This window comes from Tessaracoccus zhenghani, assembly GCF_055326325.1.
In genome coordinates, this window is record NZ_JBUZNQ010000004.1 from 248,392 (window position 1) to 268,139 (window position 19,748).

At 68.9% G+C, this 19,748-nt stretch carries 18 protein-coding genes; 10 read left to right on the forward strand and 8 right to left on the reverse strand.

The features are described from left to right. Positions 1–9: 9 nt before the first annotated feature. Positions 10–1,035 carry an L-threonine 3-dehydrogenase, zinc-binding type gene (gene tdh, locus ACZK4S_RS11005; RefSeq protein WP_076063151.1) on the reverse strand — a complete coding sequence of 342 codons (1,026 nt, stop codon included), beginning with the start codon at positions 1,033–1,035 and terminating at the stop codon, positions 10–12. Positions 1,036–1,202: 167 nt separating this feature from the next. Here tdh and ACZK4S_RS11010 point away from each other — a divergent pair, with 167 nt between their 5' ends. From ACZK4S_RS11010 to ACZK4S_RS11020, 3 genes are read left to right on the forward strand one after another with little or no spacing between them, the layout of a single operon-like run. Further along, positions 1,203–1,559 (forward strand): VOC family protein, encoded by a 357-nt coding sequence (locus ACZK4S_RS11010; protein WP_076063153.1) that lies wholly within the window; start codon positions 1,203–1,205, stop codon positions 1,557–1,559. 11 nt (positions 1,560–1,570) lie between these two features. Beyond that, positions 1,571–1,846, forward strand: coding sequence for a DUF2277 domain-containing protein (locus tag ACZK4S_RS11015; RefSeq protein WP_076063155.1), 276 nt, complete (start codon positions 1,571–1,573; stop codon positions 1,844–1,846). A gap of 25 nt (positions 1,847–1,871) precedes the next feature. Further along, positions 1,872–2,741: a hypothetical protein gene (locus ACZK4S_RS11020; RefSeq protein WP_463644282.1), complete on the forward strand. Its 870-nt coding sequence runs from the start codon at positions 1,872–1,874 to the stop codon at positions 2,739–2,741. Positions 2,742–2,774: 33 nt separating this feature from the next. Here ACZK4S_RS11020 and ACZK4S_RS11025 read toward each other — a convergent pair whose 3' ends face one another. After that, a complete protein-coding gene (locus ACZK4S_RS11025; RefSeq protein ID WP_463644283.1) occupies positions 2,775–4,565 on the reverse strand; it encodes a glycoside hydrolase family 3 protein in 1,791 nt (596 codons plus the stop codon). Between the two features lie 153 nt (positions 4,566–4,718). Here ACZK4S_RS11025 and ACZK4S_RS11030 point away from each other — a divergent pair, with 153 nt between their 5' ends. After that, entirely contained in the window at positions 4,719–5,294 is a 576-nt protein-coding gene (locus ACZK4S_RS11030) for a maltokinase N-terminal cap-like domain-containing protein (RefSeq protein ID WP_463644284.1), read from the forward strand. A gap of 14 nt (positions 5,295–5,308) precedes the next feature. Here the strand turns inward: ACZK4S_RS11030 and ACZK4S_RS11035 are convergent, their stop codons facing one another. Then, positions 5,309–5,806 (reverse strand): SixA phosphatase family protein, encoded by a 498-nt coding sequence (locus ACZK4S_RS11035; RefSeq protein WP_463644285.1) that lies wholly within the window; start codon positions 5,804–5,806, stop codon positions 5,309–5,311. Positions 5,807–5,976: 170 nt separating this feature from the next. Between ACZK4S_RS11035 and ACZK4S_RS11040 the strand changes: the two genes are divergently transcribed. The 3 genes from ACZK4S_RS11040 to ACZK4S_RS11050 all read left to right on the forward strand — a co-directional run bounded on the left by ACZK4S_RS11040 (position 5,977) and on the right by ACZK4S_RS11050 (position 9,628). Beyond that, positions 5,977–7,383 carry an ABC transporter substrate-binding protein gene (locus tag ACZK4S_RS11040; RefSeq protein WP_463644286.1) on the forward strand — a complete coding sequence of 469 codons (1,407 nt, stop codon included), beginning with the start codon at positions 5,977–5,979 and terminating at the stop codon, positions 7,381–7,383. A 92-nt stretch (positions 7,384–7,475) separates the two neighbouring features. Then, complete coding sequence (locus ACZK4S_RS11045) at positions 7,476–8,750, forward strand: carbohydrate ABC transporter permease (protein ID WP_143571025.1); 1,275 nt, start codon at positions 7,476–7,478, stop codon at positions 8,748–8,750. Beyond that, positions 8,747–9,628, forward strand: a complete 882-nt coding sequence (locus ACZK4S_RS11050; protein ID WP_076063170.1) for a carbohydrate ABC transporter permease — start codon at positions 8,747–8,749, stop codon at positions 9,626–9,628. Before ACZK4S_RS11045 ends, ACZK4S_RS11050 begins: the two co-directional genes overlap by 4 nt. Before the next feature lie 56 nt (positions 9,629–9,684). On the opposite strand, the gene treS is transcribed toward ACZK4S_RS11050, so the two are convergent. Further along, positions 9,685–11,895, reverse strand: coding sequence for a maltose alpha-D-glucosyltransferase (treS, locus tag ACZK4S_RS11055; RefSeq protein WP_463644287.1), 2,211 nt, complete (start codon positions 11,893–11,895; stop codon positions 9,685–9,687). A 192-nt stretch (positions 11,896–12,087) separates the two neighbouring features. On the opposite strand from treS, the gene clpB reads away from it, so the two are divergent. Further along, positions 12,088–14,658: an ATP-dependent chaperone ClpB gene (gene clpB / locus ACZK4S_RS11060; protein WP_463644288.1), complete on the forward strand. Its 2,571-nt coding sequence runs from the start codon at positions 12,088–12,090 to the stop codon at positions 14,656–14,658. Positions 14,659–14,690: 32 nt separating this feature from the next. Here clpB and ACZK4S_RS11065 read toward each other — a convergent pair whose 3' ends face one another. Then, positions 14,691–15,695 (reverse strand): hypothetical protein, encoded by a 1,005-nt coding sequence (locus ACZK4S_RS11065; protein ID WP_463644289.1) that lies wholly within the window; start codon positions 15,693–15,695, stop codon positions 14,691–14,693. Between the two features lie 87 nt (positions 15,696–15,782). Between ACZK4S_RS11065 and ACZK4S_RS11070 the strand changes: the two genes are divergently transcribed. Beyond that, positions 15,783–16,442 carry a DUF1707 SHOCT-like domain-containing protein gene (locus tag ACZK4S_RS11070; RefSeq protein ID WP_076063177.1) on the forward strand — a complete coding sequence of 220 codons (660 nt, stop codon included), beginning with the start codon at positions 15,783–15,785 and terminating at the stop codon, positions 16,440–16,442. Here the strand turns inward: ACZK4S_RS11070 and ACZK4S_RS11075 are convergent. Next, positions 16,439–16,801: a hypothetical protein gene (locus tag ACZK4S_RS11075; RefSeq protein ID WP_076063179.1), complete on the reverse strand. Its 363-nt coding sequence runs from the start codon at positions 16,799–16,801 to the stop codon at positions 16,439–16,441. The genes ACZK4S_RS11070 and ACZK4S_RS11075 overlap by 4 nt on opposite strands. A 56-nt stretch (positions 16,802–16,857) precedes the next feature. Between ACZK4S_RS11075 and pdxH the strand changes: the two genes are divergently transcribed. Beyond that, positions 16,858–17,496, forward strand: coding sequence for a pyridoxamine 5'-phosphate oxidase (gene pdxH, locus ACZK4S_RS11080; RefSeq protein WP_463644290.1), 639 nt, complete (start codon positions 16,858–16,860; stop codon positions 17,494–17,496). Positions 17,497–17,584: 88 nt separating this feature from the next. Here pdxH and ACZK4S_RS11085 read toward each other — a convergent pair whose 3' ends face one another. After that, the gene (locus ACZK4S_RS11085; protein ID WP_463644291.1) at positions 17,585–18,382 is read right to left on the reverse strand and encodes a hypothetical protein; all 798 of its coding nucleotides are present in this window, start codon (positions 18,380–18,382) and stop codon (positions 17,585–17,587) included. A gap of 82 nt (positions 18,383–18,464) precedes the next feature. After that, on the reverse strand, positions 18,465–19,721 hold the full coding sequence (locus ACZK4S_RS11090; protein WP_463644292.1) for a PQQ-dependent sugar dehydrogenase: 1,257 nt from the start codon (positions 19,719–19,721) through the stop codon (positions 18,465–18,467). Between the last annotated feature and the right edge of the window lie 27 nt (positions 19,722–19,748).

The following is a 19,748-nucleotide window of genomic DNA, read 5'->3' on the forward strand; positions in this document are numbered from 1 at the left end:
GCGACGTGGTCAGTCCCACGTGAGGATGACCTTGCCGGACCGGCCATCCGAGGCGACCTCGAAGGCTTCAGCGAAAGACTCGGCCGGGAACCGGTGCGTGATCACGCCGGAGATGTCCAGACCGGAGCGGATCAGCGCGTTCATGGCGTACCAGGTCTCGAAGATCTCGCGCCCGGTCACGCCCTGGATGGTGAGCATGTTGAAGATGATGGTGGCGAAGTCGACGGTGAGTTCCTGCGTCGGCGACCCGAGCAGTGCGATCCGCCCACCGTGCGTCATGTTGTCGATCATCGAGCGCAACGCCGGCCCGGAGCCGGACATCTCGAGGCCGATGTCGAAGCCCTCCACCATGCCGAAACGCTCGTAGACGTCCTCCAACCGCTCCACCCCGGTGTTCACGGTCGACGTGAGCCCCAGCGAGCGGGCCAGCTCCAGCCTCTCGTCGGACAGGTCCGTGATCACCACGTTGCGGGCGCCCTGGAACTTGGCCACCAGCGCGGACATGATGCCGATGGGCCCGGCTCCGGTGACCAGCACGTCCTCCGCCAGTGCGGGGAACTGGAGCGCGGCGTGGACGGCGTTGCCGAACGGGTCGAAGATGGCGGCCACGTCCGGATTCATGCCGTCGGGATGCACCCACACGTTGCGGGCGGGCATCACGAAGTACTCGCAGAACACGCCGTCGACGTGGTAGCCGATGCCCTTGTAGTTGCGGCAAAGGTGCCGCTTGCCGGCCAGGCAGGCCCGGCACCGCCCACAGACATAGTGCCCCTCGCCGGAGACGAACTGGCCCACCTCGAGGTTGGTCACCGACGAGCCCAGCTCCACGATGTCGCCGCAGAACTCGTGCCCGATGATGCGCGGGCACTTCACGTTCTTCTCGGCCCAGCCGTCCCAGCGGTCGATGTGCACGTCGGTCCCGCAGATGCCGGTGCGCCGGATCTTGATGAGCACGTCGTTGGGGCCGGGGACGGGGATGGGCATGTCCATGAGCTCCAGCCCGGGGCCGGGAGCTGTCTTCACCAGGGCCAACATGTCAACCATCGTGGCACGCCGCCCGCGCCGCCTGCGGGCGCCCTGCCGCAACGAGCGTCCACCTTCACCGGCCCGCCCGCGATTCCGCCTCTGCGGGTGCGGAAACCCCTGGCACTGGACCGCGGCCCGGCTTAGGCTGGTGGCAACCGAGTGTGAAGGAGGCTCCCGTGGCCCACGGCGACATCACCCACATCGACATTCCGGTCTCGGACCTCAAGCGGTCGCAGGACTTCTACTCCGCCCTGTTCGGGTGGGACATCCAGGAGTACCCGGGCTTCGAGGGCTACCCGATGTGGCGCGCCCCCAACCAGATCAGCGGCGGCGGCCTCGCCCCGCGGGGCGACGGCTTCACCCAGCCCCGCTCCTACGTCGAGGTGGATTCCATCGACGACACCCTCAGCGTCGCGAAGGACCGCGGCGCCACGGTCGTGATGGAGAAGACCGAGATCACCCCCACCAGTTGGTTCGCCGTGTTCGAGGACCCGGACGGCAACCCCATCGGCCTCTACGAGGGCACCACGTAGGAGATCTGGGTATGTGCCGCAACATCCGCCCGTTGAACAACTTCGAACCGCCCGCCACGCACGACGAGGTGCACGCCGCCGCGCTGCAGTTCGTCCGCAAGGTCTCCGGCACCACGAAGCCGAGCAAGGCCAACGAGGAGGCGTTCAACCACGCCGTCGAGGAGGTCGCGCACATCACGCGCCACCTCCTGGAGGACCTCGTGACCGTAGCGCCGCCGAAGAACCGGCAGGAGGAGGCGGTGAAGGCGAAGGCCCGCTCCGCGAAGCGCTTCGCCGCCACCGGCTAGACCCCTCCCCAGCTACTCTGCAGGAATGCCGCGCACCCAGCCCCCGAAGCACAGCGCCGGATCGCTCCTGTGGCTGGGCGCGGGACTGGCCTACCTGTCCATCCTCGTCCCCGCCCTGGTTGGCGGCGTCGGGGCGGCGCTGGTCCCGTGCAGCGGTTTCCTCTGCAACGTCGGCTACGCCTTCCTGGGCGCCCTCGCCGGCGCTGCGCTGGGCGTGGTCGTCGTGGTCTTCCTGGCCGCGAGGCTGGGGCTGCGCTGGTGGTTCGTGCCGATCCTGCTCGCTGTGGCCGCGGCGGGCGTCGCGCTCTTCACGACATTCGACGGCGTGCCCGAACGCACCGGTCTGCTGTTGGCATTCTTTGCGCCGGTGGCGGCGGCGTTGACCGCCTCCGGGCTGAAACCCCGGCGGCTCCTCGTCGGCGCCGTCGCACTGCTGGCGGCGATCGCGGTGGGGGTGGCGCTCCTCACGCTCGGCGACCACCTGGACCGCCGGAGCCAGTTGCAGCAGCGCGCCGAGAAGTTCCGGACGACCACTCTGCCCCTCGTCGCGCCCACCAGCATCGAGGCGCCCGAACTCCGCCTGGTCCAGGCGACGCCGGACCAGGTCATCTACGACCTGCGCACACCGGAGCACACGGGTTGGCTGCGCATCGTGCTGGACCCCTCGGGGGCCAGGGACTGCGGCGAGGGCAACGTCACGGACCTGGGGGACGACATCTTCGCTTCCGGGGAGGACCAGTCGTTCCGGCGGGTCTGCAGGCAACTGGGCGACGTCGACGCGGAACTCTGGCCCGACGGCGGCGACAGCGACTGGGGGTCAGGCGAGATGGTGGAGGTCGCCAGAGCGCTCGAGCCCGCCGGGGCGCAGTGGTTCGCCGACCATCAGCAGTCGTGAACCGGGCCCGGCGGGCTCGAACGGTAGGGCTGGCTAGTAGCTCAACCCGTGCCCGAAGGCATAGGCCACGCCGCCCGACGGCGAAGGTACGTCGACGGGGAGCTTTCCGGTGGGGTTGACTTCACCGGTGATGACCCTCACGAGCGCGCCCGGCATGACGGGCGCATAGGAGTACGTGCAGATCTCCGCCGGGGCTTCGTAGGTGCCCACGTCGTACGGGTTGCGGACGGCAATGGCCACCACAGGCTTGCCCGTGCCCACCAGGGCGTTCACCAGCCTCACCAGCGAGGACGTGGGGCCCGCGTTGTGGGTGAGCACCACGATCAGGTCATGGTCCGCGGCTGCCGCCACCGCCGTGGCGATGTTCCCGGCGGTCGGGCTGTTGTAGTTCAACCTGGTCGCCGTCGCGCCGGCCGCCGTGAACGCGGCCTGCACGTTCGTCGTCGTCCCCGAGCCCCAACCGGTGACCAGCACCCGCTTGCCGCTGACCGGCATGGGCAGCACGCCGTCGTTGCGGACCAGGGTGACGGTGCGGTCCGTGACGGCGTCGGCGATGGAAAGGTGCTCGGGGATCCCCACCACGCTGCTGATGAGGGCCGGGTCGCACGTGGGCGCGGAGATGATGCCGCGACGGTGCTTCATGCGCAGCACCCGTTCCACCTTGCGGTCGATCTCCGCCTCGTCGATGCGGCCGGAGCGCACCGCGTCGAGTACGGCGTCGCGCGCCTCGATGGGCGACGGCGACATCAGCAGGATGTCGACGCCGGCCTCCAGTGCCCGGACGGCCACCTCGGGGTCGCCGTACATCTCCCGCACGCCCTCCATGTTGAGTGCGTCGGTGATGACCACGCCGTCGTAGCCCAGCTTGTCGCGCAGCAGGCCGGTGAGGATGGGCTTGGAGAGGGTGGCCGGGTCGCCGGAGTCGTCGAAGGCGGGCAGCAGCAGGTGGGCCGTCATGATCATGTCGATCCCGGCCGCGATCGCCGCACGGAACGGCGGTGCGTCGAGCCGCTCCCATTCCTCACGCGTGTGGGTGATGAGCGGGAGGCCGTAGTGGGAGTCGACGGCGGTGTCGCCGTGGCCGGGGAAGTGCTTGGCCGACGCGGATACGCCGCCCTCTCGCTGGTACCCCTCCACCTGCGCGGCCACCATCTGCGAGACCAGCGCGGGGTCAGAACTGAACGAGCGCACGCCGATCACGGGGTTGTCCGGGTTGACGTTCACGTCGGCGACCGGGGCGAAGTTCGTGTTGATGCCGACGGCGCGCAACTCCTTGCCGGTGATGGCAGCGGCCACCCGGGCGTCGTCCGCCGAGCGGCCGGCGCCCAGCGCCATCGCGCCCGGGAACTGCGTGGCCGGCGGGCCGAAGCGGGTGACGAGGCCCTGCTCCTGGTCTGTGGCGATCAGCAGCGGCACGGCCACCTTGTTGCCCTGGGGACGACCCTTGGTGGCGGTCACCCGCGTCTCGAGGGCCGTGGCCTGCAGCGCGTTGCTCAGCGCGGCCACACCCTCAGGCCCGCGCGTGAAGCTGTCGGTCCAGGCGAAGTAGATGACGCCACCGAGGTGGAGTTCGCGCACGACGTCGACACCCTTGCCGATGCCGAAGCGGGTGATGTTGCCGGAGTGTTCGAGGGTGGGGTCGATCCCGTAGACCTCGCAGACCATGAGCTGGCCCACCTTCTGGGGCAGGGTCATACGGGAAACGATGGACTGGACGTAGCCGGTGACGTTGTCGGCGGCGGCCGGCAGGCGGCCCGCCACGGCGCTCGCGGCGAGCGCTCCCACGCCGAGGCCGAGCATCTGTCGGCGGTTGAAGGTCAGCATCTTTGCTCCTTTCACATCGCCCTTGACGGGGCGATCTTCGTCACTCTGCCACCGGGAAGGGTCACTGACAAGGGGCTGATGGCGCTGCAGCCCGAACTCCGCTGGGGCTGCCCCACGGACCGCCTAAGGTTGTGAATGACCCGAGGAGGCACCATGAGCGGCGCAGCTGAAGTCCACGTCGGAGCAGAGCTCCGCCCCACCAAGATCGAGCTGTTGCAGGACTGGCTGCCCGGCCAGCACTGGTTCTTCGGCGACGCGGGCAAGCTCGAACGCGTCGCCAACTTCCGCCTGGTGGACCCTGATGGTGAGGTGGGGCTGGATTCCATGGTGATCTCAGACGGCGTGCACGCCTACTTCGTACCGGTCACCTGGCGGGCAGCCCCGCTGGACGGCGCGGACCTCATCGGCACCCTCGAGCACTCCGTGCTGGGCACCCGCTACTGCTACGACGCGGCCACGGACCCGGTGTTCATGGGCGAGTTGGAGCGCGTCATCCGGGAGGCGGACGGACAGGCGGATGTGCACGACCACGACGGCAACGTGCTGCCGCTGGTCATGGACGTCCAGGGCAGCGGCGTGGTGCCCGGCGAGGGGTCAGACGCGGAACTGGAACTGGTGCGGGTGCTCGAACGCTCGGCCGACGTGCCCGGCGACGCGCTCGGCACGCTCATCGCGGACTGGACAGACGACGCCGGCCCGCGCCACGACCTGCTCGCGCTCCTGCGCTGAGCTTCGCCCCTGGATCACGGGCGCACCGACCAGCTGTCGTCCGCCGGGCGCCCGGCGGCGATGACGGTGCCGTTGCCTTCGGCGACGGCGCCCCAGTTGGGGAGTTCGAGGACCGCCACGGCCGACGTCCGCATGGGGACGGAATGTCCGGTGGCCAGCCCGATCAGTTCCTCCAGCGCGGGGTTGTGCCCCACGAGGATCACCGTCGACGCAGAGCCCGGTAGCGCGGAGACAGCTTCTGCCAGTTCCTCCCCGTCGAAGGTGTAGGCGTCTTCCGAGTCGATTGTTCCTGAGGCGGGGTGGAGATGTGCGGACAAGATCCCCCACGTCTGTTGGGCCCGCGTCGCCACAGAGACGAGGGCGAGGTCCACCCGGGTGAAGGTCTCGTCCAGCCACTGGGCGGTGGCCGTTGCCTGGCGAACGCCCCTGTCAGAGAGTGGACGGAGGCGGTCCGGGACGTCCGTGTGCCAGTCGGATTTCGCGTGCCGGACGAGAATCAGCGTCACTGCCATGCCTCCACCCTAAGCACGCGGAGGGGATAGTGGAAAAGTTAGCGAAAAGAGACATTTGTTAGCGTGATCAGGCATGGACGGGTGGCTAGGTTGGAAGAGTTCACCGGCTAGACGACGACGCTGTCGCGAGGAGCGACGTTGAGAAGTGTCGTCGCAAACGAAGGAGACACATGTTCAATCGATCCCGTCAACACGTAGCGGCCCTCGCCGCCCTCGGCATGGCGAGCGTCGCCCTGCTCAGCGCCTGCGGAAACGGCGACCCCGAACCCACCGCCGGCACAGACGGCGGAACCACCGCCGCCAGCCCCAGCGCGGCGGGCGAAAGCCCCATGGGTAGCGAGAGCCCGTCCGGCAGCGATAGCGCCTCCACGGACGTCGATCTGTCCGGTACCACCCTCAACGTCGTCGCCGCCTGGTCCGGCGCGGAGCAGGCCAACTTCGAGGCCGTCCTCCAGCAGTTCGAGGACGCCACCGGCGCCAGCGTGACCTACACCAGCTTCGGCGACAACGGCCCCACCTACATCTCCGGCCAGCTCGAGGGCGGCACGCCGCCCAACGTCGCCGTCGTGGGCCAGCCGGCCCTCATGCAGCAGCTCGCCGCCGACGGCAGCATCATGCCGCTGTCCGATGACGTCAAGGCCACCGTCGAGGAGAACTACTCGCAGTCCTGGCTCGACCTCGGCAGCGTCGACGGTGAGCTCTACGGCGTCTGGTTCAAGGCGGCCAACAAATCCACCATGTGGTACAACGCCGACCTCTGGAGTGAGGCCGGGGCAGATCCCGCCGCCGCCGAAGACTGGGAGGGCTTCCTCGAGCAGCTCGGCCTGATCCGCGACGCGGGTTATGCCGGCATCTCCGTGGGCGCCGACGTCGGTTGGCCGCTGACGGACTGGTTCGAGAACGTCTACCTGCGCACCGCCGGCCCCGAGATGTACGACCAGCTCGCCAACCACGAGATCCCCTGGACGGATCCGTCGGTCAAGGAGGCTCTCGACGTGCTGGCCCAGCTGTGGGGCACGGATCTGGTGCAGGAGGGCGGCGCCCAGCGCGGCTTCCCCGAGTCCATCACCGAGGTCTTCGGGGCTGACCCGCAGGCCGGCACCGTCTACGAGGGCGACTTCGTGGCCGGCGTCATCACCGAGGACGGCAACTCCACCGTCGGCGAGAACGCCCTGTTCTTCGACTTCCCGTCCGTCAACGGCTCCGAAGCGGCAGTGGTCGGCGGCGGCGACGTCGCCATCCAGTTCACCGACGACGAGGCCACCAATGCCCTCATGGCCTACCTCGCCTCGCCCGAAGCCGCTTCGGTGTGGGTGCCCCTGGGCGGCCTGACCTCGCCGAACAACGGTGTCGACACTTCGCTGTACCCGGACGACACCTCCCGCCAGATCGCCGAAGCCCTCGTGGGTGCGGAGGCGTTCCGCTTCGACATGTCCGACCTGACGCCCAGCGCGTTCGGCGGCACGCAGGGCCAGGGCTTCTGGCAGGAAATGATCACCTTCTACGAGAACCCGTCTGATGTCGACGGCACCATGCAGCGCCTCGAGGCTGCTGCCGCGTCGGCATACGGCGGCTGACAAGGCCTCCGGTGACTGCTGTAGTCACCGCGCCAGAGCGTCCGAGGACCGGGGATCACAAGCCCCGGTCCTCGGGCCGCTTGAAGCGCGGGTTGATCATCGCTTCCTTCCTGGCGCCGGCCCTCCTGGTGCTCGGCGCCCTCGTCGCCTACCCCATCGTGTTCACCCTGGTGCGCTCGCTCTACGACAGGAGCGGGGACAACTTCACCGGCTGGCAGAACTACGTGACGATGTTCACCAACGAGACCACGTTCACCGCCATCCGCAACAACATCATGTGGGTGCTCGTGGCCCCGGTGATCTGCACCGTCCTGGGCCTGATCTTCGCGGTGCTGTTGCAGCGGTTGAAGTGGAAGACGGCCTTCCGGTTGATCATCTTCATGCCGATGGCCATCTCCATGCTCGCCGCCGGCGTCATCTTCCGCGGCCTCTTCCAGGAGAACCCCCAGCTGGGGGCCGTGAACGCCGCCATCGTCGGCGTCCAGAACACGTTCACGGACACGGCCAACTATCCCGGCGCCAACCCGCGCAAGGACGTGGGCCTCACCGCTGAGGGCGGCATCATCAGCACGGAGTCGACGGTGGGCACAGGCACCGTGGTGGACCTGCCGCTGATCGGCATCCGGCAGAACAACCTGCCGGAGACGGCGGAGGGGGCCGTCGCAGCTCCCGAGGCCGGCGACGACCAGATCTCCGGCACCGTGTTCCTGGACGTGATTCCCGGGGGCGGTGGCACGCAGGGCGCCCTCGAGGAGGGCAAGTCCGGCCTGCCCGGCATCCGCGTCGACGCGGTGGCCGAGGACGGCTCCATCGCCGGCAACGCCACCACGGAACCCAACGGCACCTACGTGATCGAAGGGCTGGATCCAGGGGGCAACTACCGGGTGGCGCTCCCGGCGTCGAACTTCGGCGAGGGCGCCCAAGGAGTCTCCTGGTTGAGTTCCACGTTCATCAACGCCGTGGTGATCCTGTCCTACGTGTGGATCTGGGCGGGCTTCGCGATGGTGATGATCTCGTCGGGCCTGTCAGCCATGGACCCGTCGCTGCAGGAGGCGGCCCGCATCGACGGCGCCAACGAGTGGCGGGTGTTCACCCGCATCACGGCGCCGCTGCTCGCCCCCGTACTGGTGGTGGTGTTCGTGACGCTGATCATCAACGTGTTGAAGATCTTCGACCTCGTCTACGTCATCCCGCCAGGCGCCTCGAAACCCGCGGCGAACGTGATCGCGGTGGAGATGTGGACGGTGTCGTTCGGTGGCGGTAACGACTACGGCCTCGGCTCGGCACTGGCCATCCTGCTGTTGGTGCTGGTGCTGCCGTCGATGATCCTGAACATCCGCCGCTTCCGAGAGGAGCGCGGACGATGACCGTCGAACTCAGCATCGTGAAACCGAAGCTCACACCGGCACAGAAGGTGTTGCGCGTCTTCAACAACTCCATAGTCAACGTGGTGTTGGCGGTGGTGGCGATCTTCTGGCTCGTGCCCACGGTCGGGCTGCTGCTGACGTCGCTGCGCAGCTCCGGCGACAACTCGGCGTCGGGCTGGTGGAACGTGTTCACCGCGCCGGCGCAGCTCACGCTGGACAACTACGCCAACCTGCTGTCGAACCCCACCATCACGGGCTCCTTCTGGAACACCGTCGTGATCGCGGTGCCGACGACCGCGCTGGTCGTGATGATCGGGGCCCTGGCCGGCTACGCGTTCGCGTGGCTGCAGTTCCCCGGCCGCGACTGGCTGCTGATCGCCGTCATCGTGCTGCTCGCGGTGCCCATCCAGGTGGCGCTGATCCCGCTGGCCCGCCTGTTCGGGCAGTTGGGGATCTTCGGCAGCGTCCTGGGCGTGATCCTGTTCCACGTGGCGTTCGGCCTGCCGTTCGCCATCTTCCTGCTGCGCAACTTCTTCACGCAGTTCCCCTCGGAACTGCTGGAGGCGGCGAGGGTGGACGGCGCGTCGGAGTGGCAGATCTTCTTCCGGATGATCCTGCCGCTGGGCCTGCCGGCCATCGCGTCGTTGGCGATCTTCCAGTTCCTGTGGACCTGGAACGACATGTTGGTGGCGCTGATCTTCACCAACGCGCAGTCCATGCCGTTGACCGTGGCGATCCAGTCTCAACTGAGGCAGTACGGCTCGAACATCGACGTGCTCTCGGCAGGTGCCTTCCTGTCGATGATCGTGCCGCTGATCGTGTTCTTCGCCTTCCAGCGCTACTTCGTGCAGGCCCTGTTGGCCGGTTCGCAGAAGTAGTCACACAGCACACGTCCCCTGCGCCTGATCCGGGCGCAGGGGACGTTGCTGTTGAGTCAGTCGCGGATGATCATCGCCTGGCCGCCGTAGGCGGGCAGTTCGACGGTGAACCCGCCGAGGTCGTCCACGGTGCCCACCTTGCGTCGGGTGGACAGGTCGAACACGCGGCCGCTGGGCAGCTTGTCGGACTGCACGCGGGCGCTCAGCTTCTCGCCGCCGAAGTTCAGGGCGGTGATCTGCGTGGTGCCGGTCTCCAGTTCGTTGACCATCACGAGCAGCGCCTTGTCGCCCACTTCCGGCACATCCACCAGGGCGCCGGTGGGCAGGCCGTTGCGCTTGCGCACCTTGAGGACGGCGGCGAGCCGGCTCGCGAACGACGTCTCGCGCTTCAACTGGTCCGGCACCGAGCCGTACAGCGCGCGGGCCCGCGGCATGCCGCTCGCCGACTTCTTCGCGTCCGGGGCCACTCCCAGCAGGTCGTAGGCGCCGCGCTCGATCCACCGGGTGTCGCCCATGGCGGTGAGGGCCTTGACCTCTTCGCGGTCCAGCGGCAGCGCGCCGACGAGGTCCCACCCGGAGAGGGCGAACACCCCCGGCTGCCACGCGTTGAACATGCACAGCAGCAGGTGGGCGTTCGAGATGCGCCGCGCCTCGCTGTCGGAGATCGCGTCGAGGTCCGTGAACCCCAGCGAGGCCGCGACGATCGACGCGGTGGTGCTCGCGATGCCGTTGGTGGTGAACAGGGAGTTGTACGGGGCCGCCGGTCCCGTCAGCTTCTCCCGCATCGTCTCGCGCACGTGCTCGGCCAGCTCGCCGCCCGTGTAGGTCTGGCCGCCGAGGGTGTACTCGTCGTCGCGGTGCGTGGTGGTGAAGTGGACCAGCTCGTAGGTGAGCTCGTCGTGGTTCTGCATGGCGTGCACCAGCGACGCCTGGTCGATGCCCAGGCGCATGGCTTCGCGCAGCACGAGCCGCAGGAACTCAGTGTCGCCCGTCGCCAGCGAGAACTGGGCGGCGGGGCGCGTGATGAAGTCGTAGGAGAGGTCAGGGCCGACGGTGCCGGTGCGGGCGATGTCGTCGATGGAGAGGTTCAGCTCCTGGAAGGTGAACCCCCCCACCTTGCGCACGAGTGATCCGATCAGCTGGTTGGCGGCCAGCGACAGCGGGTGGCCCTCGGACCAGGCGGGCGAGCCGAACGTCTTCTCGACACCCAGGAACCCGTTGGCGTCCAGCCGGAGGCCGCGGGAGCCGAGGTCCAGCTGCGAGTGCAGCGCGTCGCCCATCACCAACCGCATGCCGGCGCACGTGGGGTCGAGCCAGTTGATGGTGGGCTGGCCCTCCTTGAAGTAGTGGAGGTAGACCCAGCGCCGCTCGACGCCCTTGTAGTCGACGATGGGCGGGGTGCAGGACCAGTTGGTCTCCTTGACTCCGGGCTCGTAGAAGATCACCCGCTGGAGAGCGCCGATGATGAGCCCCTCGTCGGAGAGTGCCTTTTCGGCCTCGGGGGAGAGGTTGACCGAATCGCGGCCCTCGGGCACGTCGGGCAGGAGGGACCAGTGCTCCGGCGGGATGTCGACCATGTGGAACACCCCCGGGTAGTCACGGTAGTTCAGCTCCGCCAGCCGGAAGTCGGCGCCCTTGCCCGTGTGGCCGGGGACGATGTCGTCGATGATGGTGCCGTGGTACTTCTGGGCGGTCTCGCACATCTCGCGGAACTCGGCCTCGTTGCCGAACAACGGGTCGATGGCCATCGAGATCCGGTCGAAGTGGCCGTCCACCGACGGCGTGGGCTCCCAGCCGTGCAGGCCGCCGGCCAGCTTCACCGGGCCGGTGTGGACGGCCTCGATGCCGATGCTCGAGAAGGCCTCCCACAACCCCTGGCTGCCGAGGGAGCCGAGGAAGGACTCGGCCCGGTCCGTGATGTGCGACAGCGGGTACGCGGTGAACCACACCGAGGCCCGCTGCACAGCCGCCCGCGGGTCCGGGTGCGCGTAGGGATGGGCCCACATCAGGTGCTTGCCGGCCACCTGGCGCGAGATCTGGTTGGCGTCGTTGAGCATGGACTGCTCCTCGAGCCACTCGACGTAGGCCCGGTTCGCGCCGGAGGCGGTGAACGGTGGGGCGATGGGCCCCTGGTCGTCGGCGCGGCGGCGGGCGCGGGGCCGCAGCCGGGCCGGGCGGGCCGCGAACCGCTGCTGGTCGAAGCTTGCCTCGAGCAGTTCGTCGTCGTCGATCTGCTCGGGCACCGGGTTCTCAGGTGTCGTGGTCACCTGCCTTACGCTACCGGTCGCTCTGGCCGCCCAGCGCAGGTACGCATGTGCCGCCGCTTGCAGCAACGCTGCCACGAGGGCGCTGTCAGGGGAATAGACTGGTCGGAGACAAGGTTGAGTGATGTAGACTCAACTTTGAATTCAGTGCGCGCGACAGCGCTTTCTGAGAACTGAACGAGGAGATCCAGCTACATGAACACGGAACGGCTCACGACGAAGTCGCGGGACGCCGTCACGGCGGCGGTCCGGCAGGCTCTCACCAACGGCAACCCGAACACGGAGCCCGTGCACCTGCTGCACGGACTCCTCCTGACCCCTGACAACACCGTCGGCCCCCTGCTCGAGGCCGTCGGCGCCGGCGCCGACCGGGTGGACGCGGCCGCAGTCGCCGCCATCAAGAAGTTGCCCTCCACGTCGGGCAGCTCGGTCAGCCAGCCAGCCCTCAGCGGGCCGTTCGCGCGCGTGCTCGCGGCTGCTGAGACGCTGGCGGATTCCCTCGGCGACGACTTCGTCGCCACCGAACACCTCCTCATCGGGCTGGCCACCATCGCCTCCGATGCCAAGACCATCCTGGACAACGCCGGCGTGACGGCAGACGCCCTGAAGGCCTCGTTCGAGGCCTCCCGCGGCGGCAAGCGCGTCACCTCCGCCGAATCCGAGGGCGGCGAATCCGTCCTCGAGAAGTACTCGATCGACCTCACGGAGCGGGCGCGCTCCGGAAAGCTCGATCCGGTCATCGGCCGCGACCAGGAGATCCGCCGCGTGGTCCAGGTGCTGGCCAGGCGCACCAAGAACAACCCGGTGCTGATCGGTGAGCCCGGCGTCGGCAAGACCGCCGTCGTCGAGGGCCTCGCCCAGCGACTGGTCGCCGGTGACGTGCCGGATTCGCTGAAGGGCAGGCGGCTGGTGTCGCTCGACCTCGCGTCGATGGTGGCCGGCGCCAAGTACCGCGGCGAGTTCGAGGAGCGGCTCAAGGCCGTGCTGAACGAGATCAAGGAGGCCGAGGGCCAGATCGTCACGTTCATCGACGAACTCCACACCGTCGTCGGCGCCGGCGCGTCCGGTGAGGGCGCCATGGACGCGGGCAACATGCTCAAGCCCATGCTCGCCCGCGGCGAACTGCGGATGATCGGCGCCACCACGCTCGACGAGTACCGCGAGCGCATCGAGAAGGACCCCGCGCTGGAGCGCCGCTTCCAGCAGGTCTACGTGGGGGAGCCCTCCGTCGACGACACCGTGGCCATCCTGCGCGGCCTCCGCGAGCGGTACGAGGCGCACCACAAGGTACGCATCACCGATTCCGCGCTGGTCGCGGCGGCCGAGCTGTCGAACCGCTACATCACCAGCCGGCAGCTGCCGGACAAGGCCATCGACCTGGTGGACGAGGCCGCGTCGCGCCTGCGGATGGAGATCGACTCCTCACCGGAGGAGATCGACATGCTCCGCCGCGACGTGGACCGCATGACCATGCAGAAGTTCCATCTGGAGAAGGAGGACGACGAGGCCTCGCGCGAGCGCCTCGCCGCGCTGAACGCCGAGCTCGCCGACGCGCAGGAGAAGCTGCGCGGACTCGAGACCCGGTGGGAGTCGGAGAAGTCCGGCCTCAACCGGGTGGGCGACCTGAAGGAGCGCATCGACCAGCTGCGCATGGAGGCCGATCGCGCCCAGCGTGAAGGCGACCTCACCAAGGCCTCCACCATCCTCTACGGGGAGATCCCGGCCGCGGAGAAGGAGTTGGCGGAGGCGGAGGCCTCCGACGCCACGCCGTCGATGGTCTCCGAAGAGGTCAGCGCCGCCGACATCGCGGAGGTCGTCGCCGCCTGGACGGGCGTGCCCGTCGGGCGGCTGCTGCAGGGCGAATCCGAGAAGCTGCTCCAGATGGAGGAGCGCCTCGGCGAGCGCCTCATCGGCCAGCGGTCCGCCGTCGTGGCCGTGTCCGACGCGGTGCGCCGCTCGCGCGCCGGCATCTCGGACCCGAACCGGCCCACCGGCTCGTTCCTGTTCCTCGGCCCCACCGGTGTCGGCAAGACCGAGCTGGCCAAGGCCCTGGCGGATTTCCTGTTCGACGACGAGACCGCGCTGGTGCGCATCGACATGAGCGAGTACTCCGAGAAGCACTCGGTGGCCCGTCTCGTCGGTGCCCCTCCGGGCTACGTCGGCTACGAGGAGGGCGGCCAGCTCACCGAAGCGGTGCGTCGCCGGCCCTACTCGGTGATCCTGCTCGACGAGGTGGAGAAGGCGCACCCGGATCTGTTCAACATCCTGCTGCAGGTGCTCGACGACGGCAGGCTGACGGACGGCCAGGGCCGCACCGTCGACTTCCGCAACACGCTGCTGATCATGACCTCGAACCTTGGTTCGCAGTTCATGGCGGATCCGCTCCTCGACCGCGAGGAGAAGGAGAAGTCGGTCATGTCCGTGGTGCGGCAGGCGTTCCGGCCGGAGTTCCTCAACCGCCTCGACGAGGTGGTGCTGTTCGATGCCCTGACCCGGGAGCAGCTCAGCCTGATCGTCGACATCCAGCTGCGGCGCCTCAACGCGCGGCTGGCCAGCCGTCGGATCGCCGTCGAGGTGTCCGACGCGGCGAAGCTGTGGCTGGGTGAGGCCGGCTTCGACCCCGTCTACGGGGCGCGGCCGCTGCGTCGCCTGGTGCAGTCCACCATCGAAGACGACCTGGCCCGCGGCCTGCTGTCCGGCGCGATCAACGACGGCCAGACCGTGCGCTTCGACAGGGTGGACGACGGCATCGCCATCGTCGCCTGAGTTCGTCGGCGCCGGTCAGGCCCCGTCGTCGATCATTCGCACCAGCCGTACCCGCCGTACCACTTCTCCCCGGCGGTGATCAGGTCGACCACGGCAGGGTCGCCGGTCTCGTCGAAGGTGTTGGCGCTGAAGGAGAGCCACGAGTCGCCCTCGCGGAGGTAGAACAGGCTGTTCTCCTCGGTGAGGGCGGCTCCGTAGGCAGCCTTCAGCTGGTCCACAGTCTGGCCCAGGCGGAAGGTTGAGACGCCGCCCGCGCCGTCGGTGATCTTGACCTGCGGCGATCGCACGATGAGTTGGTCCATCACCGGGCTCGACCAGACGCCGTAGCGGTTCACGAACGAGTCCGGCGTCTCGACGGTGGAGCAGGTGCTCCCGTCCTCCCGCACGTAGCTCTTGTCCACCTTGAACCCCAGCGTCTTGGCGTCGAAGTCCGAGATGTCGGCTTGGAGGGGGCCGAAGCCGGTGGGGGTCAGGACCGCCCGGTCCAACACGATGCGCGGTACGGCGGTGACGGGTGGCACGGTGGGCGTGGCGAACAGGACCTGGTTGTTGAACACCCAGCCCTGACGCAGCCAGGGGGTGCCCCCCTCCGTGGAGACGTACCGGGTCCAGATGTAGCTGCGGCACGCCCCACGCCCGGTGGCGGCGGTGTCGCATTCGGTCCGCCATGGGCGGCCGGCGCTGACGAACTGCCCGGTGGTGGCCAGCGGGTTGCCCGCCCAGGCCGCGCGGTGGGAGGGCAGGTACGTGAGGTTGTTGAAGTGCCAACCGGTCTCATTGACGTACTGGGTGCCCTGTTGGACCACGATGGTGGACCACAGGTTCGTGGTGCAGCGCACGACGGTGGAGCTGTACCTGGCGCACGCGGTGCTCCAGAGCCGTCCGTTGACCCTCTGGTTGCCCGGCGTGTTGTAGACCGTCACGACCGGTCCGTTGGTGTCGTAGACGGGCGCGGCATGCGCCGGTGAGGCGGTGAATCCGGTCATTGCTGTGGCCGCCGCGACTGCTGTGAGGGCGACGCGTCTGATGAATCCCATGGCTCCCCCAAGGAGTTGATTCGGTGCTTTCAGCGTAGTCCTGCCGCCGACATTTCTGGGGGTTGGTGGGAAGGTACGCTGGTCCCCATGGCTGGGGACTTCATGCGCATCGGGGATGCTGAACGCGACGACGCTGTCGGGATGCTCCGCGAGCACCACGCCACCGGCCGGTTGAGCTCAGAGGAATTCGACGACCGGATGTCGCGCGCGCTGAGCGCCCGCACGGAGAGCGACCTGACGTCGCTGTTCCTGGACCTCCCCAACCCCAAGCCGGGTAGCCCGTACCCCGCCTCGGCGCCGTCGCCGCAGCCCGTGGTGCCGCCGGTCTACGGCTACGACCTCAACACGCAGGGCTACGGCTACGAGCAGCAGCCCATGCCGTACGCCGAGCCCAATGCGCCTGTCCAGCTGGGGAAGCCTCCGCGGCCCTGGTACGCGCAGTGGTGGATGATCTTCGTGGGCATCGCGCTGGCCGGGGCACTGGACTGGGGCTTCCTCGTGGTGCTCATGGCGCTGTGGATCTGGCTGATCTACCCCATGGTGTTCGAGAACCGACGCGGCCTCAGCGCGGCGCCGAGCATGGAGCCGCCTCGCCCCCTGACCTACTCGGAGCGCGAGTACGTCATGGACGAGGTGCGCGCCGGCCGCAAGATCAACGCGATCAAGCGCTACCGCGAACTCACCGGGGCGGATCTCCGCACGGCGAAGAACACCGTCGACTCCTGGGGCCGGCAGATCGGCCGCTAGCTGGTTCCGCCGCCGGGCAGGAACAGTCGTTCATCACCTGAGTTGGCGTTGTAGAACCCGACGCCGTGCTTTGCCGCCAGCGAACGACCGGTCCTGGCCGCCTTCTCGGCCTCGCCGTCGGGGCAGCTCGCCAACGTGGCGGTGCGGCCGAAGCGATACGTGGTGGTGCCGTCGTCGTCGGCGTAGGGGCCGTTGAGGGCGGGGAAGTGGCCCGAGAAATCAGAGAACCAGTTGCGGAGGGCGACGGTGCCCGAGTCGGGGTCGTCGTCGGGGGTGCTCTGCTGCTGGAACCAGGCGACGAAGGCGTCGTCGTCGGTGGGAGCGCCCACGGGATTGAACACGGCGATGTCGTAGCTCATGTGCCGACGTTAGTCCCCCCTGTCTGGGCCCGTGGGGGGAATGGTTGGATGGGTCCATGGCCAACCTCCACGATGTGCGCCGCGACTACACCGGCGCGCCCCTGCCCGACGATGTCGCCTCGGTCGAACCCTGGGGCCTGCTCGACGACTGGGTCAACGACGCGCTCGCCGTCGGGGAACCGGAGCCCACGGCAGTGACGCTGGCCACCGTTGACGCCGACGGTCGTCCGCAGGCGCGGATCGTGCTGCTGAAGGAGATCTCGCCGGACGGGCTGGTGGTCTTCACCAGCTACGAGTCGGCCAAGGGTCGGGAGTTGGCTGAGCACCCCGTCGCCTCCGTGTCGTTCTGGTGGCCGCTGCAGATGCGGCAGGTCCGGGCGGTCGGCTCGGTGACCAGGCTGGCGCGGGACAGGTCCGAGGAGTACTTCGCCAAGCGCCCCCGCGAGAGCCAGTTGGAGGCGTGGGCCTCGCACCAGTCGTCACCGATCGGCTCCCGTGACGACCTGGTCGCCGCGGTGGAGGAGGCCAGGCGGCGTTTCGAGGGCGGGGACGTGCCGTGCCCGCCGCACTGGGGCGGGTACGTGCTCAGCGTCGACACCTTCGAGTTCTGGCAGGGGCTGCCGGGCCGCCTGCACGACCGGGTGGTCTGCCGCCGCGCCGCCGACGGGTGGACGAACGAGCGCCTGCAACCCTGAGGGCCTTTCCTCCAGCTATGTGGGTGTGCGGGCCTCGCTCCATGGGGGAGGCCTGCACCCCCACATAGGTGGAGAAATGTGACCTCGGTCAGTCTGCTGCTGCGAGACCCGCGATGACCCGCAGTTCTGAGACCTCGGGCAGCGACCAGTCCACGTCGGCGTCGTCCTCGGGGTACGGCTCCATCATGTGCGAAAGGTACGAGAGCTGCCCGTCCTCGATGTCGAGCATGAGCACGTGGGTGGCGCCGTCGCGCGTGAACGTGGCGCTGGCCGGGAACGTGTAGCTGTCCAGCAGCGTGGGGGGAGCCTCCGGGTCCGGCACCAGGAGGAAGTGGCCGTCCTCGTCGCGGCACACGGCGTCCTCGAGTTGGACGCGCAGCTCCTCGCTGCCGTAATCGTCGACGGCGTCGAGCAGCGCGGTGATGACCGCCCGCGCCTCGGCCGGGAGCGGCTCCAGCGTTTCCGGGAGGGGCTGGCCGAACTCGTCGAACCCGTCAGCATCCTCCTCCGCGGGCTCGGAACCCTGCGCCAGGGAGACCGCCATCATCGAGGCGAAGACACCGGCAGCGGCCCAGATGCGGGGGCGCTTGATGCCCAGTCGCTGCAGCTGCTTGATGGACCAGGCGTCGCTGCGGGCCAGGAGATCCTGCGCACCGTAGGTCACGCCGGCCGTGCCGAGCGCCAGGCCGGTGCTCAGGCCGGCGGGGCGGTAGGTGCCGTCGTCGGGCAGCGCCACCTCGGCGGCGGTGCCCCCGGCCATGGCCAGCCAGTAGGCGTGCTTCTTCCAGCCGCTGAGGCGGTTGGGGTCGATCAGGGTGATGCCCGCCCACGCGGCGGACTTCAGAACTGCAGTGGCGAGAGCGGAGCGACTGATGCGTCGGGTCATGCCCGCCACACTAGTCCCCACCGCAGGGGGCTCGTTCTCCCAGATAGCACTCGGGGCGTGACCGGCCGCAGCCGCCAGGGCATCAGGCCGGGCGCAACTCCAACAGCAGCGCGCTCTCGCCGTCCTGCAGCAGCCAGATAGCGCCCTCGGGGCCCTCCTCGACGGCCCGGATGCGGGCGCCCATCGGCCAGGTCTCCTGTTCGGTGGCGGTCTCGCCGTCCAGCTTCACCCGCACCAACGCCTCGCCGGAGAGGGCGCCGAGGAAGGCGTCCCCCGTCCAGCCGGGGAACAGGCTGCCCTGGTAGATCATCAGCGAACCGGGCGAGATCGACGGGGTCCAGAACACCTTCGGCGGCTCGAAACCGTCGCCGGAAGCGTGGTCCGGGATGGGCCCGCCGCCGTAGTGGGAACCGTTGGAGGCGGCCGGCCAGCCGTAGTTGAGGCCAGGCATGATCAGGTTGAGTTCGTCGCCGCCCTCGGGCCCCATCTCCGACGCCCACAGGCGGCCGTCGGCGTCGAACGCCAGGCCCAGGGGGTTGCGGTGCCCCATGGACCAGAACTGCTGCGCTGCGGGCGCATCCTCCTGGAAGGGGTTGTCGGGGGCCGGTTGTCCGTCGAGGGTGAGGCGCAGGATCTTGCCGAGCGTGTTGTCCATCTCCTGCGCCGGGTCCATCTTCTGGCGGTCGCCGGAGCTGACGAAGAGGTGGTCGCCCTGGATGGCCATGCGGTGGGAGAAGTGGCCGTCGCCGTCCACCTTCGGGGTCTGGGCCCAGATCTTGGTCACGTTGCTCAGCGTGGCGGCGTCGACGTCGAGCGTGGCCGTGCCGATCACCGCGCCCGACCCGCCGTCACCACGCTCCACCCAGGAGAGGTAGACGGTGCCGTCGGTCTCGAACGTCGGCCCGGCGACGATGTCGCCGAAGCCGCCCTGGCCCGCGACGGCGACCTCAGGAACGCCGCTCACCTCGCGCACGGTGCCGTCCGGCGAGCGCAGCTTCAGCGCCCCGGTGCGCTCGGTGATGGCCAGGAGATCCGTGCCCGGCAGGAACTCCAACGCCCACGGGTTGGTGTAGGCCTCATGCTCCGTGACGGCGAACTCGTGGGTCTCGGGCACCGGCTCCGTCGACTCCGCGGTGGGCGATTCCGCGACGGTGGGCTCCGCCGCCGTGGACGACGCCTCGGGGGCGGCCGGTGACGGCGCGGACGGTGCGGAGGTGGTGAAGTTGGGGGAGGTGGCGGGAGTGGGCGCCGGGTCTCCCGGCCTGGGCTGCTCACCCGGGCCGGTGCAGGCGGCCAGCGTCAGTGCGGCAGTGAGGACAAGCGGTGCAAGTACTCGCATGTCACGACGCTACCAGCCGGTCCGGCG